Source organism: Synechococcus elongatus PCC 11801 (assembly GCF_003846445.2).
GTDB classification, from domain to species: domain Bacteria; phylum Cyanobacteriota; class Cyanobacteriia; order Synechococcales; family Synechococcaceae; genus Synechococcus; species Synechococcus elongatus_A.
The window spans coordinates 882,903-897,166 of record NZ_CP030139.2 but is presented as its reverse complement, the minus strand read 5'-3'; the positions used below and the strand labels follow the sequence as shown (position 1 = coordinate 897,166).

Sequence of the window (14,264 nt, the reverse complement as noted above, 5' to 3'; positions counted from 1 at the left end):
AGAGACGCTTCCTCAGCATGCCCACGGAGATTCGCTTGGCACCTTGGTTACTACTTGCCAGCCTGACAGCCACCTGTGAGGCGACCAAAGATCTATTCGCCAAGCGCAGTTTGCAGCAACTCTCCGCCACTCGTCTAGCCGCTTTGCTCTCGCTGCTAACGACGCTCCTGCTTTTGCCGATTGTGCTCTGGCAGGGGATTCCAGCGATCGGGCCCAACTTTTGGTGGAGCTGCTTGCTGGGCAGCAGTCTGAATTTAGTGGCCTTTTGGCTCTACGCGCGGGCGCTGCAGATGGGCGAGTTGTCGCTGGTAGCCCCGATCGTCAACTTGACACCCCTGTTTCTGCTGCTGACCTCACCGCTGATTGTGGCGGAACATTTGGCTTGGCAGGACAGTGCTGGCGTGATTCTGCTGGTCATCGGGGCTTATCAACTAAATCGCCGCGATCGCGACAGTAGCTCCCGTTTGCAACCCCTCATTGATCTCTGGCAGCAGCCGGCTCAACGAATCATGGTGTTTGTGGCGTTTCTTTGGAGCATCACCAGCAACCTCGACAAAATTGGTGTCCAGTCGTCTGATCCCTATTTCTGGCTGCTCTGCCTGTTTGGCAGTACTGGCATCGTTCTGCTGATCTTGGGGCGCGGTTTAGGGCCTGTCCGCAAATATCCTTGGCGATCGCTCAGTGCCATGGCGATCTTCAATAGCGTCGGTGTTGTGGCTCAAATGGTGGCGCTCAACCAAGCGACGGTCGTACAAATCATTTCCGTCAAACGCCTCAGCACCCTGATCGGCGTGGTCTATGGCGCTGTCTTCTTCGGGGAAAAGCAGCTCCGTCAGCGCTTTTTTGGGGCAGCCCTCATGATGGCTGGGGCGATCGTGCTGCTGTAGCTTCTGGTCGAAACAGATGGTGATAATCGGGGTTGTAGAGCTGCGATCGCCCTGCATCCGCCACATCCAAAGCGGGACTGACTAGATACAGCACCGTGCGATCGAGCTGCTGATCTTGGGTAATCTGCGCCAGCTCCGATAGCTTCCCTAGCCAGATCGCTTCATCCGGCCAACCCAGTCGATAGCAAACTGCGATCGGGGTTTCTGGCGGGTAATGCTCCAACAGTTCCGACTGTGCTTTCTCGGCTTGGCGAGCGCTGAGATAGAGACAGAGACTGGCCTGATGCGCGGCCAAAGACGATAGGGATTCGCGATCGGGCAGCCCAATCCGACCGGCGCAGCGAGTCAAAATGATCGTCTGCACAAGCCCTGGCAGGGTGAGCTCTTGCCCCAGTCGAGCTGCTGCTGCTTGAAAGGCACTGACGCCGGGAATGACTTGGTAGGGGATGCCCTGCGATCGCAGACCGGCGATTTGTTCCGCGATCGTGCTGTAGAGACTGGGATCGCCATCGTGGAGTCGCGCCACGATCGCCCCCGCTGCCACTCGCTCTTTGAGGATCGGCAGAATCTCTTCTAGCGTGCGATGGGCCGTTGGCAGTCGTTCTGCGTCTGGCCTTGCATCAGCCAAGATCGCAGGCGGTACCAATGAATCGGTGTAGAGCAGAACATCGGCGGCGGCAATCAGCTTTTGAGCCCGTACCGTCATTAGCTCCGGGTCGCCTGGGCCAACGCCGACGAAGTAAACGCCTGCACTAAAGCTCACTGCGCGACTCCCCCGAGAGTGCCGGACGAACCACATCTGGCAGCGATCGCTTCAAGCCATAGATCCAGACCAATCCCAGCACCCCAAAGGCGATCGAGACCAGACTGACGGCTTGGGCAATGCGCAGGGAACCCAGCATCAAGCTGTCAGTCCGCAGTCCCTCAATCCAAACACGACCCAAACTGTAGCCAATCAGATAAATGCAGGTCAGTGCACCAGCTTTGAGTGGTAAGCGCTGGCGTAGACCTTGGCGAAAAAGCCAGATCAGCAACAGACAGAGCAGTAAATTCCATAGCGATTCGTAGAGAAACGTTGGATGGAAATACTCGCTTTGAATGTAGTCCAGTGGACGGCGATCGATGGGAATGAAGAGTTTCCACGGTAGATCGGTCGGCGTACCAAAGGCTTCAGAGTTAAAGAAGTTGCCCCATCGCCCGATCGCCTGACCCAGAGCCAGCGAGGGCACCACCACATCGGTAAGCTGCCACAAGGAAATTTTGCGTTGGCGAGCAAAGAGTATGAGCGCTGCAGTTCCACCCAGGATTGCCCCGTGAATTGCGATGCCCCCGTGCCAAATCGCAAAGATTTCAGCGGGTCGACTGGCATACTGACGCCACTCAAACAGAACGTAGTAAAGCCGAGCGGCAGGAATTGCACCGATCACGAGCCAGACGGCGAGATCCGCGATCGCATTGGGATCGATATCGCGACGTCGAGCTAAACGCGATGACAGACTAATCCCCAACAGCACTGCCGAGGCGATCAAGACGCCATACCAGCGGATGCTGATAGGTCCCAGTTCGACGATGGTTGGACCTGGGGAGGTGAATTGCAGGGCCAAGAGAGTCACGATCGCCACCGTTACGCAGTCCTTATCTATACAAATACAAAGAGGGCAAGCGAAGCCTGCCCTCTTCCTTACAGCAGTGATTGAGTTCTGACTAGAAGTTCAGCTCAGCTGCTTGCACTTTCTCGACCTGTTTCTTCTTGAGCACCAGCAGCATTTGCGCCAGCATCACGGCGAAGAAGAAGGCCACAACACCCAAGACACGGTTGCTGCTTTGCAGAACGATCTCGGTGTCAATTTGGCCAAAGCCACCGACGTTGGGGTCATTGGTCAAGGCTGCACCTGCAGCGACTTCCGCGCCCACTTCCACAATCGGGGTGGGGCCAGCCGGCACGGCTTCGGTCACAGTCGTGCCATCTTCTTTACGGATGACGATGTCATAGCCGCTTGCCGTTTCGGTGACCGCATCGATCACGCCAGCAGCAGGGGCGGTATAAACGCCGTTATTGCTCTTTTGACCGGTCGGGTAGACCTGACCCCGGCCACGGTTGCCACCAACGTGGATTTGGTATTTGCCAAAGAAGACGTTTTTGTCTTTGGCCGGATCGGGCGAGAGCACTGGGAAGACAATCTCTTGGTGATCATCGCCGGGCAGCGGACCAACCAAGATGATGTTTTCTTGGTCTGCGGAGTAGTTGGTGAAGTAGACGTTGCCGATCTCTTCTTTCAGTTCTTCAGAGATGCGGTCTTCAGGTGCGAGCTTGAAGCCATCGGGCAGCATCAAGACAGCACCGACGTTCAGTCCACCTTTGCTGCCATCTCCCAAGACCTGCTGGGACGAGCGATCGTAGGGGATTTTGACAACGGCTTTGAACACGGTGTCAGGCAAGACCGAGTGAGGCACTTCCACTTCAGTCGGCTTTTTGGCCAAGTGGCAGTTTGCGCAGACAATTTTGCCCGTCGCTTCCCGCGGCGAAGCGTAGTTTTCTTGGGCCCAGAAGGGGTAGGCAGCAGCAGCTTGGGGCTGGAGCCAATCTGCGGCTCCCAACAGTCCTAGGCTGAGGCAGGCAACCAAGCTCAGGCGACCCAGTTGGCGCACGAGAGCTTTTGGAGAAAAACGCATGTTCATGGCTTTACTACAGGGCTCGGAAGTCTTCAGAGGACGGAGGGAGTAACTAAGCCCACCAGGGGTTGTCGCCGGTCCGGAAGTCGGTTTCGGTCCAAGGCGAGAGGAAGACTTTGTCGTCGTTCACAGAAACGTGCGCCAGTGCCAAGGACAACGGTGCGGGACCGCGGACCACTTTGCCGGTCGCGTCGTACTGCGAACCGTGGCAAGGGCACTTGAATTTGTTTTCGCTCGCATTCCAAGGCACCACGCAGCCCAAGTGGGTGCAAACCGCGTTGATGCCGTAGTCACTGATCGCTTCAGTGCTTTCGACCACGAGGTAGGTGGGGTCGCCCTTCAGGCCTTGCACCAAGGTGCGATCGCCCACATTGTGATCAGCCAAAAACTTAGAGAGGACGACATCATTGCCAAGCGCGTCCTTGGCCGAGACACCGCCGCCACTTCCACCACTGGAAGGCGGAATGAAGTAGTTCACCACCGGATAGAGGGCACCCAGGGCGACACCTGTGACTGAGCCGAAGGTCAGCAGGTTCATGAACTGCCGACGCCCCATGCTGGGGACGTCTGAAGCTCCCGATACTTGAGTCATAAAACCGACGCTGCAATGGTTATCCTGCAAGGATGTATTATCGCACTCCCCCTGTATCGTTAAGAAATTAGCGGTCAAGTATTGAGTTTTGTAACTTTCTGAAAGCCGCCTCTGCTAGCGCTATCTCTGATGAAAAGCCTTAGCCAGACTGGCGATCGCTAACTCACAACTCAGCAACTGTGAGCAAGCCATCTGTTGGTGGTTGCTGGGGCTCTGGGAACTTTGCTAGGGCGGAATGGTGATGCTACTTGGCTGGATGGAGTCAGGCTGAAGTCTTTTACCCCAGCGAACTGGGGTGACTCTGCATTGCCTGACGGTAGGAGTCTGCTGTTTAGGCTCTGGGCGAATTTTGGCTGCTGTAAAGACTGACGAGACGAGCGATCACGATAGCCAAATAGAGTTGGCCAAACATCGCTTCAAAGCCAGCGAGCAGTTTGGCAACTGGATTGATTGGAACGATGTCGCCAAAGCCTGTGCTCGTCAGAGTGATGAAACTGAAGTAGACAAAGGGATTGTTGTCCTGATGTTCTGGCAGGATTAAGAACGCTTGAGAATCTAAAACAGCGATCGCTTGGTAGAGAATCGACCAAAGAATTGCAATTAGCAGATAGATGCAAATTCCGCCTTTGACAAGATCCGCAGTGACCTGGGATTGACGCAGCAGAGTTTGAATCAGCAATGTGATCACTACTCCGAGGAAGAGAGAAGAGCTTAAGAGTGTAATAAAGCGAAAGAGAATACTGAGAACCGGGAAGAACTGAAAGCCACCTAATTCATTAGTGACAATCGTCCCGAAGGTGACAATGGTCAGTCCTAGAAGCAATCGCGAGATGTGTTGCGAGGGACGAGTGATTTTCAGGACTTGCAGTAAGCTACTGAGTAAAATAAAGGAGACAATAATTGTTTCAATTTTGTCTATCTTAAAAATAACGCCGATTGAGACAATGCTAATTAGGATAAACAACAGTTGATTGTAGGGCCGTTCAAGAGAAAGCTTAAGAAACTGCCACCGCATCATACCCTCACTGGTCGACTTTCATGGATAGCCTAATCCCATCATTTCAAGCACACTTAGAGAAGTCAACGTTTGTTTCGGACTGGGGATCGAGACTCGATCGGTAGAGGGTGAATAGGGAAAATCTTGGATAAATTCAAAAAGCAATTGAAAGACTTGAATGGTTCTTTCATGAATTTTATTTATAAATAATCGATAAAATTTAAGATAAACTCTCGGTTTTCGCCAGATATTAATGACAATCTGGCAATGGTGAAAACAGTGATTGGAGATAACCATGGATCTGTTTCAGCGTTGGGGTTTTGACTGGAAACATTGGTATCGGGGCGATCGCGGTGAGTATTGGCTGTTCGCACAATTGGCTTTGCTGGCAGCCTTAGTTGTGGTGCCGCGCTGGCCCATTCCGATCGCAGCAGATTGGATTGTCTGGCGTTGGGCGATTGCACTGCCTTTCTTATTGATCGGGGCTGGGCTAGCGATCGCGGGTCTTCGCTTTTTGGGCGACAGCCTCACGCCTTTGCCGGCTCCTCATGCAGAATCTACCCTCGTTCAAGCTGGCATTTATGCTTGGATCCGCCATCCTCTCTACAGCGGTCTCATGATCGGTAGCATCGGTTGGGCAATCGCCCTCTGGAGTCTGAGTCAGGCTGCGATCGCTTTCGTGTTAATTCTGGTGCTGATCGGTAAAGCACGGCTTGAGGAACGCTGGTTACGCGATCGCTACTCTGACTACGCCGATTACCAATCCCGCGTGAAGGCCTTTATTCCCGGATTGATCTAACGCCGACAATTCATTTGCCTGTGGACTCGTCGGAGGCTGTAACTGCCAATCAAGAAAAGCAACTGCAAAGTTAGCTGTCTGTGGCCTGGGTTACCCTAGTGTCGACTGGCAAACGCTCTCGGACGTTCAGCTGCACTGGATTGGAGTGAATGGTGGCGCTAATCAGGCAACCACAACTGGCACGAGTTATCGCACAAGGAGGGAGGTAGAGAAATGCGCTTCCATCTCCGTAGCCGCTCGGGCGAAGAAATTGTCCTTTATCTGCGACCTGGCAATCCGGCAGCGCCCATTGAAATGGCGGGGCCAGCCAATCTCTGTGGTACGGTTTCGACCCTGCTCAAGATGTCCTTAACAGGTCTATCGGCTACCTCTGAGGATTTGCTGAGCCTCTGCGAATACGATCCGGTTTTCCGCCACTGGTTTCGCCTTGAAGCTGTGGTGAAGGATGGCGAGCCAGACCCAGCGCAGCGGGAAGACGCGAAGTTCGCGGCGATGGAACCCATCTATCCCTCCCAAGTGGCGGCGATGCGTCTTGGCGAACGCCTGATTGCGGCCAGTCTGGTGACCAAAGAGCAATTGGATGAGGCGCTCAAGGGTATCCAAGAACAGATGCCTCACCTACAAGTGGGTGAAATTCTCTGTGGTCGCGGCTATCTCCGCCATAAGACCATGGAGTTTTTCCTCGATCCTGTCACGCAGATGAACACGGCATTTTTGACCCTGCGCCTAGGTGAACGCTTGCAAGCTGCTGGAGTCGTGGACGATCGCGATGTACATCGTGCTCTGCAATGTCAGCAATGGTTGCCTCTCTCTCTGGGTCGGTTGCTGGTGCTCAACGGATCGGTGTCTCAGGCCACGGCAGACTTCTTTGGTCGGTTGACGATTGAACCGACGGATCTGTCCTTGCAAGCATGAAGTCGTTGCAAACGACACTGACCCGAGGACAATGGCGTCACCTTTGGAAAAGTGCTTCAGGTGCCGCGATCGCTGTGGCGATTGGCAATCAGCTTGATCGCCTAGAACCCGATATCTGGAGCGTCAGCGATACCACTTGGAGTGCCGTCACGGTTCTTGTTGTCCTCCAAGCCAATCTAGGTGGCTTGTTACAAGCCAGCAGCAGTCGTCTCCAAGGCACCATCATCGGTGGCACCTGCGGTACGTTGGTCGGTCTCCTGCTTGGCTTTACACCTTGGAGTGCCGGTGTTGCCGTCTTTTTCTCCCTTGCTTTCTGTCTGACCGCCCGCTTAAATGATGCTCTACGATTAGCGGGACTGACGAGCTTAATCGTCCAAAGTAGTTTTGCCATCGGTGTCAGTCAGCCTTGGCTGGTCGGTCTTGGGCGTTTGACCAGTGTCTTTGTTGGAATTGCGATCGCGGTTGGCGTGTCGTTGTTGCTCTGGCCTCGACCAGCTCTGCTGCAGTTAGAACAGGGGTTGCGATCGCTGTTTGCCGATGCAGCACAGTTATACGCTGCCTTGAATTTGAGTGGCGAGCAGGATGATGCGATCGCAGAACCCCAGCGTTTGACGAGTCTCCAACTGCTGCGGCAACAGCTCCGGCGCAATCGCCAAAGCCTGCAGGAAACGCAGCATGAACCTTGGCTAGACCTCAAACGGCACAGCCAGCTAGAACTCCAAGCCCGAGAAGCCGACACCTTAGTCTTTGCCCTGCATGCCTTGGTGGAACTGCGTCGAGAAGGTCCCTTGCCTGCCGATTTAGCGATCGCTGAGCTGGATCACATGATTCAACAGGCTCTCCAAAAACTGGCCGAAACCCTCAGCCTCCCACCGGAGCTATGCCAGCAACTTGCCAGCGTTCTCGAAGCGCAATTTGAGCATCTGCGAGTTCTGCGACAACAACGGGCGCTGCGATCGCTGGATGAGTCCGATTTACTGCGTGGTCTAGCGCTCTTGCAGGAACGCTCCTTGATCAGTCGCCTGTTGCTGCGGCTGGGCGGCTGGCCAGAAGACAATCCCTTCTGGGATCCAGCTTCTCCGTCCGCTTAAACCCTGCAACAGTTTATTGATTTGACGTTGCTGTGCAGGAAAGAGCCGCTTGGATTGTGAGGGCAGACAGCCTATCTATCATTCAGTTCTTCTACTTGCTCTGGAGTCGCTTAGGCATGCTCCAAAGACTCTGCCCGATCGATGATGCCGCCACCCAAGAGGCGATCGCCGTCGTACCAAACAGCTGCTTGGCCCGGCGTGATGCTGAACTGGGGGTCTTCAAAACAGATGCGAGCCCGATCGCCCGGCAGGGGAATGACAGAACAAGGCACTGGTGCTGAGCGATAGCGCACTTGAACGGCTGCTGGAATCGGTATTTCTGGTTCTGCGATCGAGACCCAGTTGACCCGCGAAACAGTGCATTCAGCCTGAGCAGCGCTGTTGCGATCGCCCACCACAACACGATTATTCACAGGGTCGATCGCAATGACATACAGGGGTTCACTGTGGGCAATGCCCAAGCCTTTACGCTGACCGATCGTGTAGTGATGAATGCCCGTGTGTTTACCGAGGACGCGACCGCTTTGATCAACAATGTCGCCTTCGCGAGCTTGGATATAGCGATCGAGAAAAGCGCGCATTGAGCCATGAACCTCCGCCAGACAGAGATCCTGACTTTCGGGTTTTTCAGCAGTGCGCAATCCCAGCTCCGCCGCTATTTGGCGGGTTTCCGGTTTAGTCAGTTCTCCCAGGGGAAATTTGACGGACTGGAGAACCGATTGGGGCAGGTCGTAGAGAAAATAAGTCTGGTCTTTATTGCGATCGACAGCACGCAGCAGCTCTGTCCGTCCCGTCTCAGGGTTGTGGCGCAGCCGAGCATAGTGTCCTGTTGCGATCGCATCAGCTTTCAGCTCTGTCTTGGCATAGTCCAGCATCGGGCCAAACTTGACCGCCCGATTGCACTGAGAGCAGGGCAGAGGTGTAATTCCGGCTTCGTAACCCTGCACAACATAGTCAACAATGGCTTCTTGGAAGCGATCGCGGCTATCGACTACGTGGTAAGGCACACCCATCTGCTCACAGATGCCTGCCGCATCCACCATGCCTTCCGAGCAGCACTGTCCCTTGCCCTTCATCAGCCAGAGCGTTAGTCCTTCCACAGCGTAGCCTTGGCGGTGCAGTAACGCCGCAGCGACGGAACTATCGACTCCGCCTGAGAGTCCGACGACAACGCGCTCCATTATTTCTGTCAATGTTGGGCAGCAGTAGCAGTTCTAGGCTAACACCGACGACTTGCGAGCCGGAGAGCAACCCGTTAGACTCACAGCCAACGAGCAGAGGGCTTGGAGCCCCGACCCTAAATGCCTGTGCGATCGCCAATTTTCCTCTTTAGTGGACTGCTGGGCAGCCTGGTTTCCACTGCTGCTGCGATCGCCCAAGATATTTTGCCGCCGCCCCCTCCAACTGCTGTCCCTTCTGCTCCAATTCCGGTCCAGCCCGCGCCGGCCAATGTGGCCCCACCCGTCACCCCCAGTCCATCAGTAGGCGTTCCCACCGGTGAATCAGTGCCAAGCACTGGCAACTATGTGGTCTTCGTCAATAGTTCGAGTCAGGCCCTACTCGACATCATGCGGGCTGTTGATCCCAGCATTGCTTTTCTCAATTTTGAAGGGCGGACGGTCATTACCTTGGGCACCTTTGCCACGGCGGCCGAAGCCAAACAACGGCTGCAGCAATTTCAAGCCTTGGGCATCACCGGCTTTGCCAAAAATACAGTGGATGGTCGGTTGATTCCGGCTTTGGAACTGCCCAGTCCCTTTGCCAACACGCCGCGCCCCATCCCCACCACCTACAATCGCGGCTATTACCTAGCGATTCCGAGCTTTAGCCAAGATGTACCAACTCTCACGAGTTTGCTGACCCGCTACGATTTGCAGGGCGGTCAGGTGCAAAGCCGATCGCTCCCCCTTGGGAACTTTGTCGTGATTGGTCCCTATGCCCAGTCGAGTCAACTGAATACTGTGTTGCAGACGCTCCGTAAAGCGGGCCTACAAACAGTGCGTATTTACTACGGCGGCTAGTGCATTTCGAAGCAATCTTGCCCTGCGCTCGATCCTATGACTTATCACTTGCAGCTGTAGTTTCGCTTGTCAGAGTCTCTCTACAGGTGCTTGGGCAGAGGCGATCGTGTTTGTCATTGGCTAGCGACGCAGCCTCTCGGCAGCCATGTCACAATGCCTGCAGCATTGGACGTTCGCGGTGAATGCTTCTCGCCAGCCTGCTTCTACCTTGCCCCCTTGGTTGCGATCAGGCCTTGGGCGTGCCAGTGAAGTTTCCCGAGTCCAGCAGGTCATCAAGCAGCGTCAGATTCACACCATTTGCGAGGAAGGACGTTGTCCTAATCGCGGCGAATGCTATGCCCGAGGAACGGCCACGTTTTTGCTGGTGGGACCCACCTGCACACGGTCCTGTGCTTTTTGTCAGGTGGATAAGGGGCATGCACCGCAGCCGATCGATCCTGCTGAACCCAGTCGGATTGCTGAAGCAGTTGAGACTTTGGGATTGCAGTATGTGGTGCTGACGGCGGTTGCCCGCGACGATTTGCCGGATCAAGGGGCAGGCCAGTTTGCTACAACGATGCGGGCGATCGCCCAGCGCTGCCCTCAGACACAGATTGAAGTGCTGACGCCGGATTTTTGGGGCGGTGACCCCGATCGCGATCGCGCAGAGCAGGCACAAGTCGATCGCTTGGCTGTGGTTTTGGCCGAGCAACCAGTCTGCTTTAACCACAACCTCGAAACCGTCGAGCGACTCCAAGGGCAAGTCCGACGTGGGGCACGCTTCGATCGCTCCCTGCGGTTGTTGTCTCTCGCTAAGCACCTGGCACCTGCCATCCCTACCAAATCAGGCTTGATGCTGGGTTTGGGTGAAACTCAAGCTGAGATCATTGAAACCTTGCAAGCGCTTCGGCAGGTAGGGTGCGATCGCCTTACCCTTGGCCAATATCTGCAGCCTTCCCTGGCCCATTTGCCCGTGCAGCGCTACTGGACACCAGCCGAGTTTGAAGAACTGGGTGCGATCGCCCGTGAGTTGGGCTTTCAAATGGTGCGATCGGGACCGCTAGTCCGCAGTTCCTACCACGCTGATAGTGGGTGAGCTTGGACTGCTCTTGACCTCGATTCTGCTCTATGTCTGGTCTCTAGCAGCCCAAAAAATGACCAGCAAGCGCTGAATTTGAGAAGTTTAGTATGGGCGATACTGGATTTGAACCAGTGGCTCCCACCTTGTCATGGTGGTACTCTACCCCTGAGTTAATCGCCCGCGCCTTTGCGCAGTTATTAATATTGCAGCCTCTAACCGTAACTGTCAAGCAGGCTGGCCATTAATTCTGTGGCATTGTTGTGCTCTCCGACCGAAACCTGACTTCAGACTGGCTAGTGGTGCAAACCAAGACTGCTGGGGCACTCATATCTCTATCCATACCTACCGAGCGTGAAGTCACTGTCGCGATCGCTGAGTCTACCGAACAGTTGCACTGCTGGAATCTCTGACGACTGAGAAACAACCAAAACCTCATTTAGGCAGGAACTAGGCTGACCAATCCCTGATCCCTGAGTTCCATGATCATTGACAACTGCCTGCCTCAATCCCTGCGAACTCATACAAGCAATCAATTACTGCTTTGAAATTTATCTTGATTTGATAGTGAGTTCTTATTTCATAGGTAAGAATTGAGACGCTCACTCAGCAGTCAAAGCCTTGCTGTTTTTTGAAGGAAATTGAGCTTCTCATGATAGTTATTCAATAGAGAATATTGGTTATTTAAGTAGTGAGACTTTGATAATTAATGTCGGACGATGGTTGTATTGGGGTCTTTGTTGATTATATTTGACATCAAAAATATCAATGTTTCAACGTTATTAACAGAGCGATCGCCGTAAACTGTGCGGTTCATCTAGGCGTGAGACCGCGTCTTGACTTGTCTTCAGAAATGCAGGGACAAACATAAAGAATGGTTTGCGAAAGGCCCAGTTTTTTCGAGCAGCTTCTATCGTAGAGGTGAGATTAGACTCAAAAATCTTTCTCTCAGTTGCATTGGTGTCTGTAACCATGCGTCCTTCCACTCTTGAGCCTCACGATCAACGATCTGTCTTACGCTTGCTCATTGGTGCTGCTTGGCTAGATGGCGACATGCAGCCCGAGGAAAGGCATTACTTGCAAGGCTTATTAGAAAAATATCGTTTAGCGACTGATCCAGAATTTCAGGATCTCATGGCTCGATCGCTACCCATTTCTCCAGCTGTTTTTGAGCAGTGGTTAAGCGCTTATTTACGACAGCATCCACGTCGAGAAGATGTTGAAAGTCTGCTCGATCAAATCAGCAGCGTCATCTACGCTGACAGTCTCATCGATGCCCGCGAGGCGGCTGTTCTCTGCGAAATTGAGCAAGAACTGGAGCATCGGCCGGCCTTGCGTCTGCTCGATCGCCTCCAAACTTTCTTCCATCACTGTCTTGTAATGTCATGACCGCTGTCATTGGACTGTTGTGCAGTGGTTGCGATGGGGGCTGCTCTTCAGTGTGCTTGCGGTCATCTATGGGAACGCCGGTAGAATAGGCCTGAAGCGCTGGCGATGCTTGGTGGCTGCTGTGCCTGTTCGCTCCCGTACTCTTTGGCATCCTGTCCGGCGACTGCCCTTGCCTTGGGGCGATCGCAGCTTGCCACTTCCCAAAAGCGCACTCTACGGCGGGGCATTACTGCTCCTCTTTCTTTGGGACTGGCAGATATCGCTGTCGTTAACGCTGGGAGCTGGCGCAACGCTGTGGCTGTACCGCCTGCAGCGCCTTGATTGGTCTCGACGTCAGCAGCAAGTGCAGCGTTGGTTGCGGGGGCGCGATCGCCGCTGGTTATTGGCTGCTGGTGGGGGTGGCTTGGTGTCCTTAGCGCTTTACACGAGCAGCAGTATTTGGACGGAAGAAGGTCGGCCTTGGCTCGCCTTCAGTAACTTCGCTGAAACCATGGGATTGCTTGCTTTAGCGGCTCTCTTGGTTGGTTTTGTCAGTCAGCAACAGCACCGCGATCGCGAAGGCATTTTTGATCAAGCATTGGTAACCTTGACGGCGGCAGATCCGTTGCAACGACTTTTAGCCGTGCGATCGCTACAGCGGTTACAAGCCCAACAGTTGCTCGAACCTAGCGAGCAACGGTTATTGCAAGACGCGTTGCTCTTGTTGCTGCGTCAAGAAACGGAGGACAGCATCCGAGAGCTGGCTTTGAGCCTGATTGATCGTCGCAGCGATCGAGCATTGCTGGCGGCTGCACCGCAGCCTCTGCAGCTCAACCCTCGCACCACCACAACCGAGACGCTCCCTGCGCAACCCTAGGGTCTGGGATAAAGCCACTATCCTAATGAGAGACAGCCAATCACGGGATCGCGATCGCCACGCCATGGAGTGCATCATCAACCGTCGGGCACTATTTTCTGCGAGCCACCGCTATTGGCTCCCGGAACTCAGTGAGGCCGAGAACCAGAAATTGTTTGGTGCCTGTGCCCGCTTCCCTGGCCACGGACACAACTATGTGCTCTACGTGTCCATGCGGGGCGAACTGGATGAGTACGGCATGGTGCTCAACCTCTCAGACGTGAAGCGGGTCATTAAAGACGAAGTCACCAGTCAACTGGACTATGCCTATCTCAATGATGTTTGGCCAGAGTTTCAGGCGAGCTTGCCCACCACTGAAAACCTAGCGCGGGTAATCTGGCAGCGACTGGCGCCTCACCTGCCGATCGTGCGCATTCAACTGTTCGAGAGCCCGAGCCTTTGGGCTGACTATCTAGGACAAGCCATGGAAGCCTACCTGACCATTCAGACCCACTTCAGTGCTGCTCACCGCCTTGCGAAAGAGAGCCTTAGCTTTGAGGAAAACTGTGAAATCTATGGCAAATGTGCGCGCCCCCATGGCCACGGCCATAACTATCACCTCGAAGTGACTGTTGCGGGCGAGATTGATCCGCGCACGGGTATGCTGGCGGATTTGGCAGCCCTACAACGAGTGGTGCAAGACACAGTCGTCGAGCCTTTTGACCACAGCTTTTTGAACAAGGACATTCCCTACTTTGCTGAGGTGGTACCGACGGCAGAGAATATCGCTGTCCACATCCGCGATCTGCTGGCGGGGCCGATCCGTGAGTTGGGCGCACGCCTATACAAGGTCAAACTGATCGAAAGTCCTAACAATTCTGCAGAAGTCTATTGCCCACAGCCTAGTCGCCTGTCATCTGACGTAGAAGCAGCAGTTCCGGTCTTGCTCTAGTCGCGATGGTCACTGACCTGCGTTGGGCTGCAGTCATTTTGATGGCTGCTAGTCAT

General features: G+C 54.3%; 15 protein-coding genes and 1 tRNA gene. 9 read left to right on the top strand and 7 right to left on the bottom strand.

Annotation, left to right across the window (positions count from 1 at the left end):
* Window positions 1–17: 17 nt before the first annotated feature.
* Entirely contained in the window at window positions 18–887 is an 870-nt protein-coding gene (locus tag DOP62_RS04260; RefSeq protein WP_208673497.1) for an EamA family transporter, read from the top strand.
* Here the strand turns inward: DOP62_RS04260 and cobM are convergent.
* The 5 genes from cobM to DOP62_RS04235 all read right to left on the bottom strand — a co-directional run bounded on the left by cobM (window position 856) and on the right by DOP62_RS04235 (window position 5,116).
* The gene (gene cobM, locus DOP62_RS04255) at window positions 856–1,686 is read right to left on the bottom strand and encodes a precorrin-4 C(11)-methyltransferase (RefSeq protein ID WP_208673494.1); all 831 of its coding nucleotides are present in this window, start codon (window positions 1,684–1,686) and stop codon (window positions 856–858) included. The genes DOP62_RS04260 and cobM overlap by 32 nt on opposite strands.
* Window positions 1,640–2,509 (bottom strand): prolipoprotein diacylglyceryl transferase, encoded by an 870-nt coding sequence (gene lgt, locus DOP62_RS04250; RefSeq protein ID WP_208673493.1) that lies wholly within the window; start codon window positions 2,507–2,509, stop codon window positions 1,640–1,642. Before lgt ends, cobM begins: the two co-directional genes overlap by 47 nt.
* An 82-nt stretch (window positions 2,510–2,591) precedes the next feature.
* Window positions 2,592–3,566, bottom strand: coding sequence for a cytochrome f (gene petA, locus DOP62_RS04245; RefSeq protein WP_208673491.1), 975 nt, complete (start codon window positions 3,564–3,566; stop codon window positions 2,592–2,594).
* Between the two features lie 46 nt (window positions 3,567–3,612).
* Window positions 3,613–4,152: a cytochrome b6-f complex iron-sulfur subunit gene (petC, locus tag DOP62_RS04240; protein ID WP_208673489.1), complete on the bottom strand. Its 540-nt coding sequence runs from the start codon at window positions 4,150–4,152 to the stop codon at window positions 3,613–3,615.
* A gap of 331 nt (window positions 4,153–4,483) precedes the next feature.
* The gene (locus DOP62_RS04235; RefSeq protein WP_228383068.1) at window positions 4,484–5,116 is read right to left on the bottom strand and encodes a potassium channel family protein; all 633 of its coding nucleotides are present in this window, start codon (window positions 5,114–5,116) and stop codon (window positions 4,484–4,486) included.
* A gap of 328 nt (window positions 5,117–5,444) precedes the next feature.
* Between DOP62_RS04235 and DOP62_RS04230 the strand changes: the two genes are divergently transcribed.
* The 3 genes from DOP62_RS04230 to DOP62_RS04220 all read left to right on the top strand — a co-directional run bounded on the left by DOP62_RS04230 (window position 5,445) and on the right by DOP62_RS04220 (window position 7,954).
* Window positions 5,445–5,948: a methyltransferase family protein gene (locus DOP62_RS04230; RefSeq protein WP_208673487.1), complete on the top strand. Its 504-nt coding sequence runs from the start codon at window positions 5,445–5,447 to the stop codon at window positions 5,946–5,948.
* A 213-nt stretch (window positions 5,949–6,161) separates the two neighbouring features.
* Window positions 6,162–6,863 carry a hypothetical protein gene (locus DOP62_RS04225; protein ID WP_208673484.1) on the top strand — a complete coding sequence of 234 codons (702 nt, stop codon included), beginning with the start codon at window positions 6,162–6,164 and terminating at the stop codon, window positions 6,861–6,863.
* The gene (locus DOP62_RS04220; protein WP_208673482.1) at window positions 6,860–7,954 is read left to right on the top strand and encodes an FUSC family protein; all 1,095 of its coding nucleotides are present in this window, start codon (window positions 6,860–6,862) and stop codon (window positions 7,952–7,954) included. The genes DOP62_RS04225 and DOP62_RS04220 overlap by 4 nt, the downstream gene beginning before the upstream one ends.
* A gap of 110 nt (window positions 7,955–8,064) precedes the next feature.
* Here DOP62_RS04220 and mnmA read toward each other — a convergent pair whose 3' ends face one another.
* A complete protein-coding gene (gene mnmA / locus DOP62_RS04215; protein WP_208673480.1) occupies window positions 8,065–9,135 on the bottom strand; it encodes a tRNA 2-thiouridine(34) synthase MnmA in 1,071 nt (356 codons plus the stop codon).
* A 120-nt stretch (window positions 9,136–9,255) separates the two neighbouring features.
* On the opposite strand from mnmA, the gene DOP62_RS04210 reads away from it, so the two are divergent.
* Together DOP62_RS04210 and lipA are read left to right on the top strand one after the other, a co-directional pair.
* A complete protein-coding gene (locus DOP62_RS04210; protein WP_208673478.1) occupies window positions 9,256–9,975 on the top strand; it encodes a hypothetical protein in 720 nt (239 codons plus the stop codon).
* Between the two features lie 145 nt (window positions 9,976–10,120).
* The gene (gene lipA, locus DOP62_RS04205; RefSeq protein WP_208673476.1) at window positions 10,121–11,050 is read left to right on the top strand and encodes a lipoyl synthase; all 930 of its coding nucleotides are present in this window, start codon (window positions 10,121–10,123) and stop codon (window positions 11,048–11,050) included.
* A gap of 93 nt (window positions 11,051–11,143) precedes the next feature.
* Here lipA and DOP62_RS04200 read toward each other — a convergent pair.
* Window positions 11,144–11,215: transfer RNA gene (locus DOP62_RS04200), tRNA-Val, on the bottom strand.
* Window positions 11,216–12,004: 789 nt separating this feature from the next.
* Between DOP62_RS04200 and DOP62_RS04195 the strand changes: the two genes are divergently transcribed.
* The 3 genes from DOP62_RS04195 to DOP62_RS04185 all read left to right on the top strand — a co-directional run bounded on the left by DOP62_RS04195 (window position 12,005) and on the right by DOP62_RS04185 (window position 14,208).
* Entirely contained in the window at window positions 12,005–12,421 is a 417-nt protein-coding gene (locus tag DOP62_RS04195) for a TerB family tellurite resistance protein (RefSeq protein ID WP_208677044.1), read from the top strand.
* A 121-nt stretch (window positions 12,422–12,542) separates the two neighbouring features.
* Window positions 12,543–13,277 (top strand): hypothetical protein, encoded by a 735-nt coding sequence (locus DOP62_RS04190; protein WP_370538872.1) that lies wholly within the window; start codon window positions 12,543–12,545, stop codon window positions 13,275–13,277.
* 25 nt (window positions 13,278–13,302) lie between these two features.
* A complete protein-coding gene (locus DOP62_RS04185; protein WP_261789814.1) occupies window positions 13,303–14,208 on the top strand; it encodes a 6-carboxytetrahydropterin synthase in 906 nt (301 codons plus the stop codon).
* Window positions 14,209–14,264 lie beyond the last annotated feature (56 nt).

What these genes read in the sequence shown, in the direction of transcription:
- DOP62_RS04260 (WP_208673497.1), top strand. Translation starts at nt 18, where the DNA reads ATGCCCACGGAGATTCGCTTGGCACCTTGGTTACTACTTGCCAGCCTG.
- cobM (WP_208673494.1), bottom strand. Translation starts at nt 1,686, where the DNA reads ATGTGGTTCGTCCGGCACTCTCGGGGGAGTCGCGCAGTGAGCTTTAGT.
- petA (WP_208673491.1), bottom strand. Translation starts at nt 3,566, where the DNA reads ATGAACATGCGTTTTTCTCCAAAAGCTCTCGTGCGCCAACTGGGTCGC.
- petC (WP_208673489.1), bottom strand. Translation starts at nt 4,152, where the DNA reads ATGACTCAAGTATCGGGAGCTTCAGACGTCCCCAGCATGGGGCGTCGG.
- DOP62_RS04230 (WP_208673487.1), top strand. Translation starts at nt 5,445, where the DNA reads ATGGATCTGTTTCAGCGTTGGGGTTTTGACTGGAAACATTGGTATCGG.
- DOP62_RS04225 (WP_208673484.1), top strand. Translation starts at nt 6,162, where the DNA reads ATGCGCTTCCATCTCCGTAGCCGCTCGGGCGAAGAAATTGTCCTTTAT.
- DOP62_RS04220 (WP_208673482.1), top strand. Translation starts at nt 6,860, where the DNA reads ATGAAGTCGTTGCAAACGACACTGACCCGAGGACAATGGCGTCACCTT.
- mnmA (WP_208673480.1), bottom strand. Translation starts at nt 9,135, where the DNA reads ATGGAGCGCGTTGTCGTCGGACTCTCAGGCGGAGTCGATAGTTCCGTC.
- DOP62_RS04210 (WP_208673478.1), top strand. Translation starts at nt 9,256, where the DNA reads ATGCCTGTGCGATCGCCAATTTTCCTCTTTAGTGGACTGCTGGGCAGC.
- lipA (WP_208673476.1), top strand. Translation starts at nt 10,121, where the DNA reads ATGTCACAATGCCTGCAGCATTGGACGTTCGCGGTGAATGCTTCTCGC.
- DOP62_RS04195 (WP_208677044.1), top strand. Translation starts at nt 12,005, where the DNA reads ATGCGTCCTTCCACTCTTGAGCCTCACGATCAACGATCTGTCTTACGC.
- DOP62_RS04185 (WP_261789814.1), top strand. Translation starts at nt 13,303, where the DNA reads ATGAGAGACAGCCAATCACGGGATCGCGATCGCCACGCCATGGAGTGC.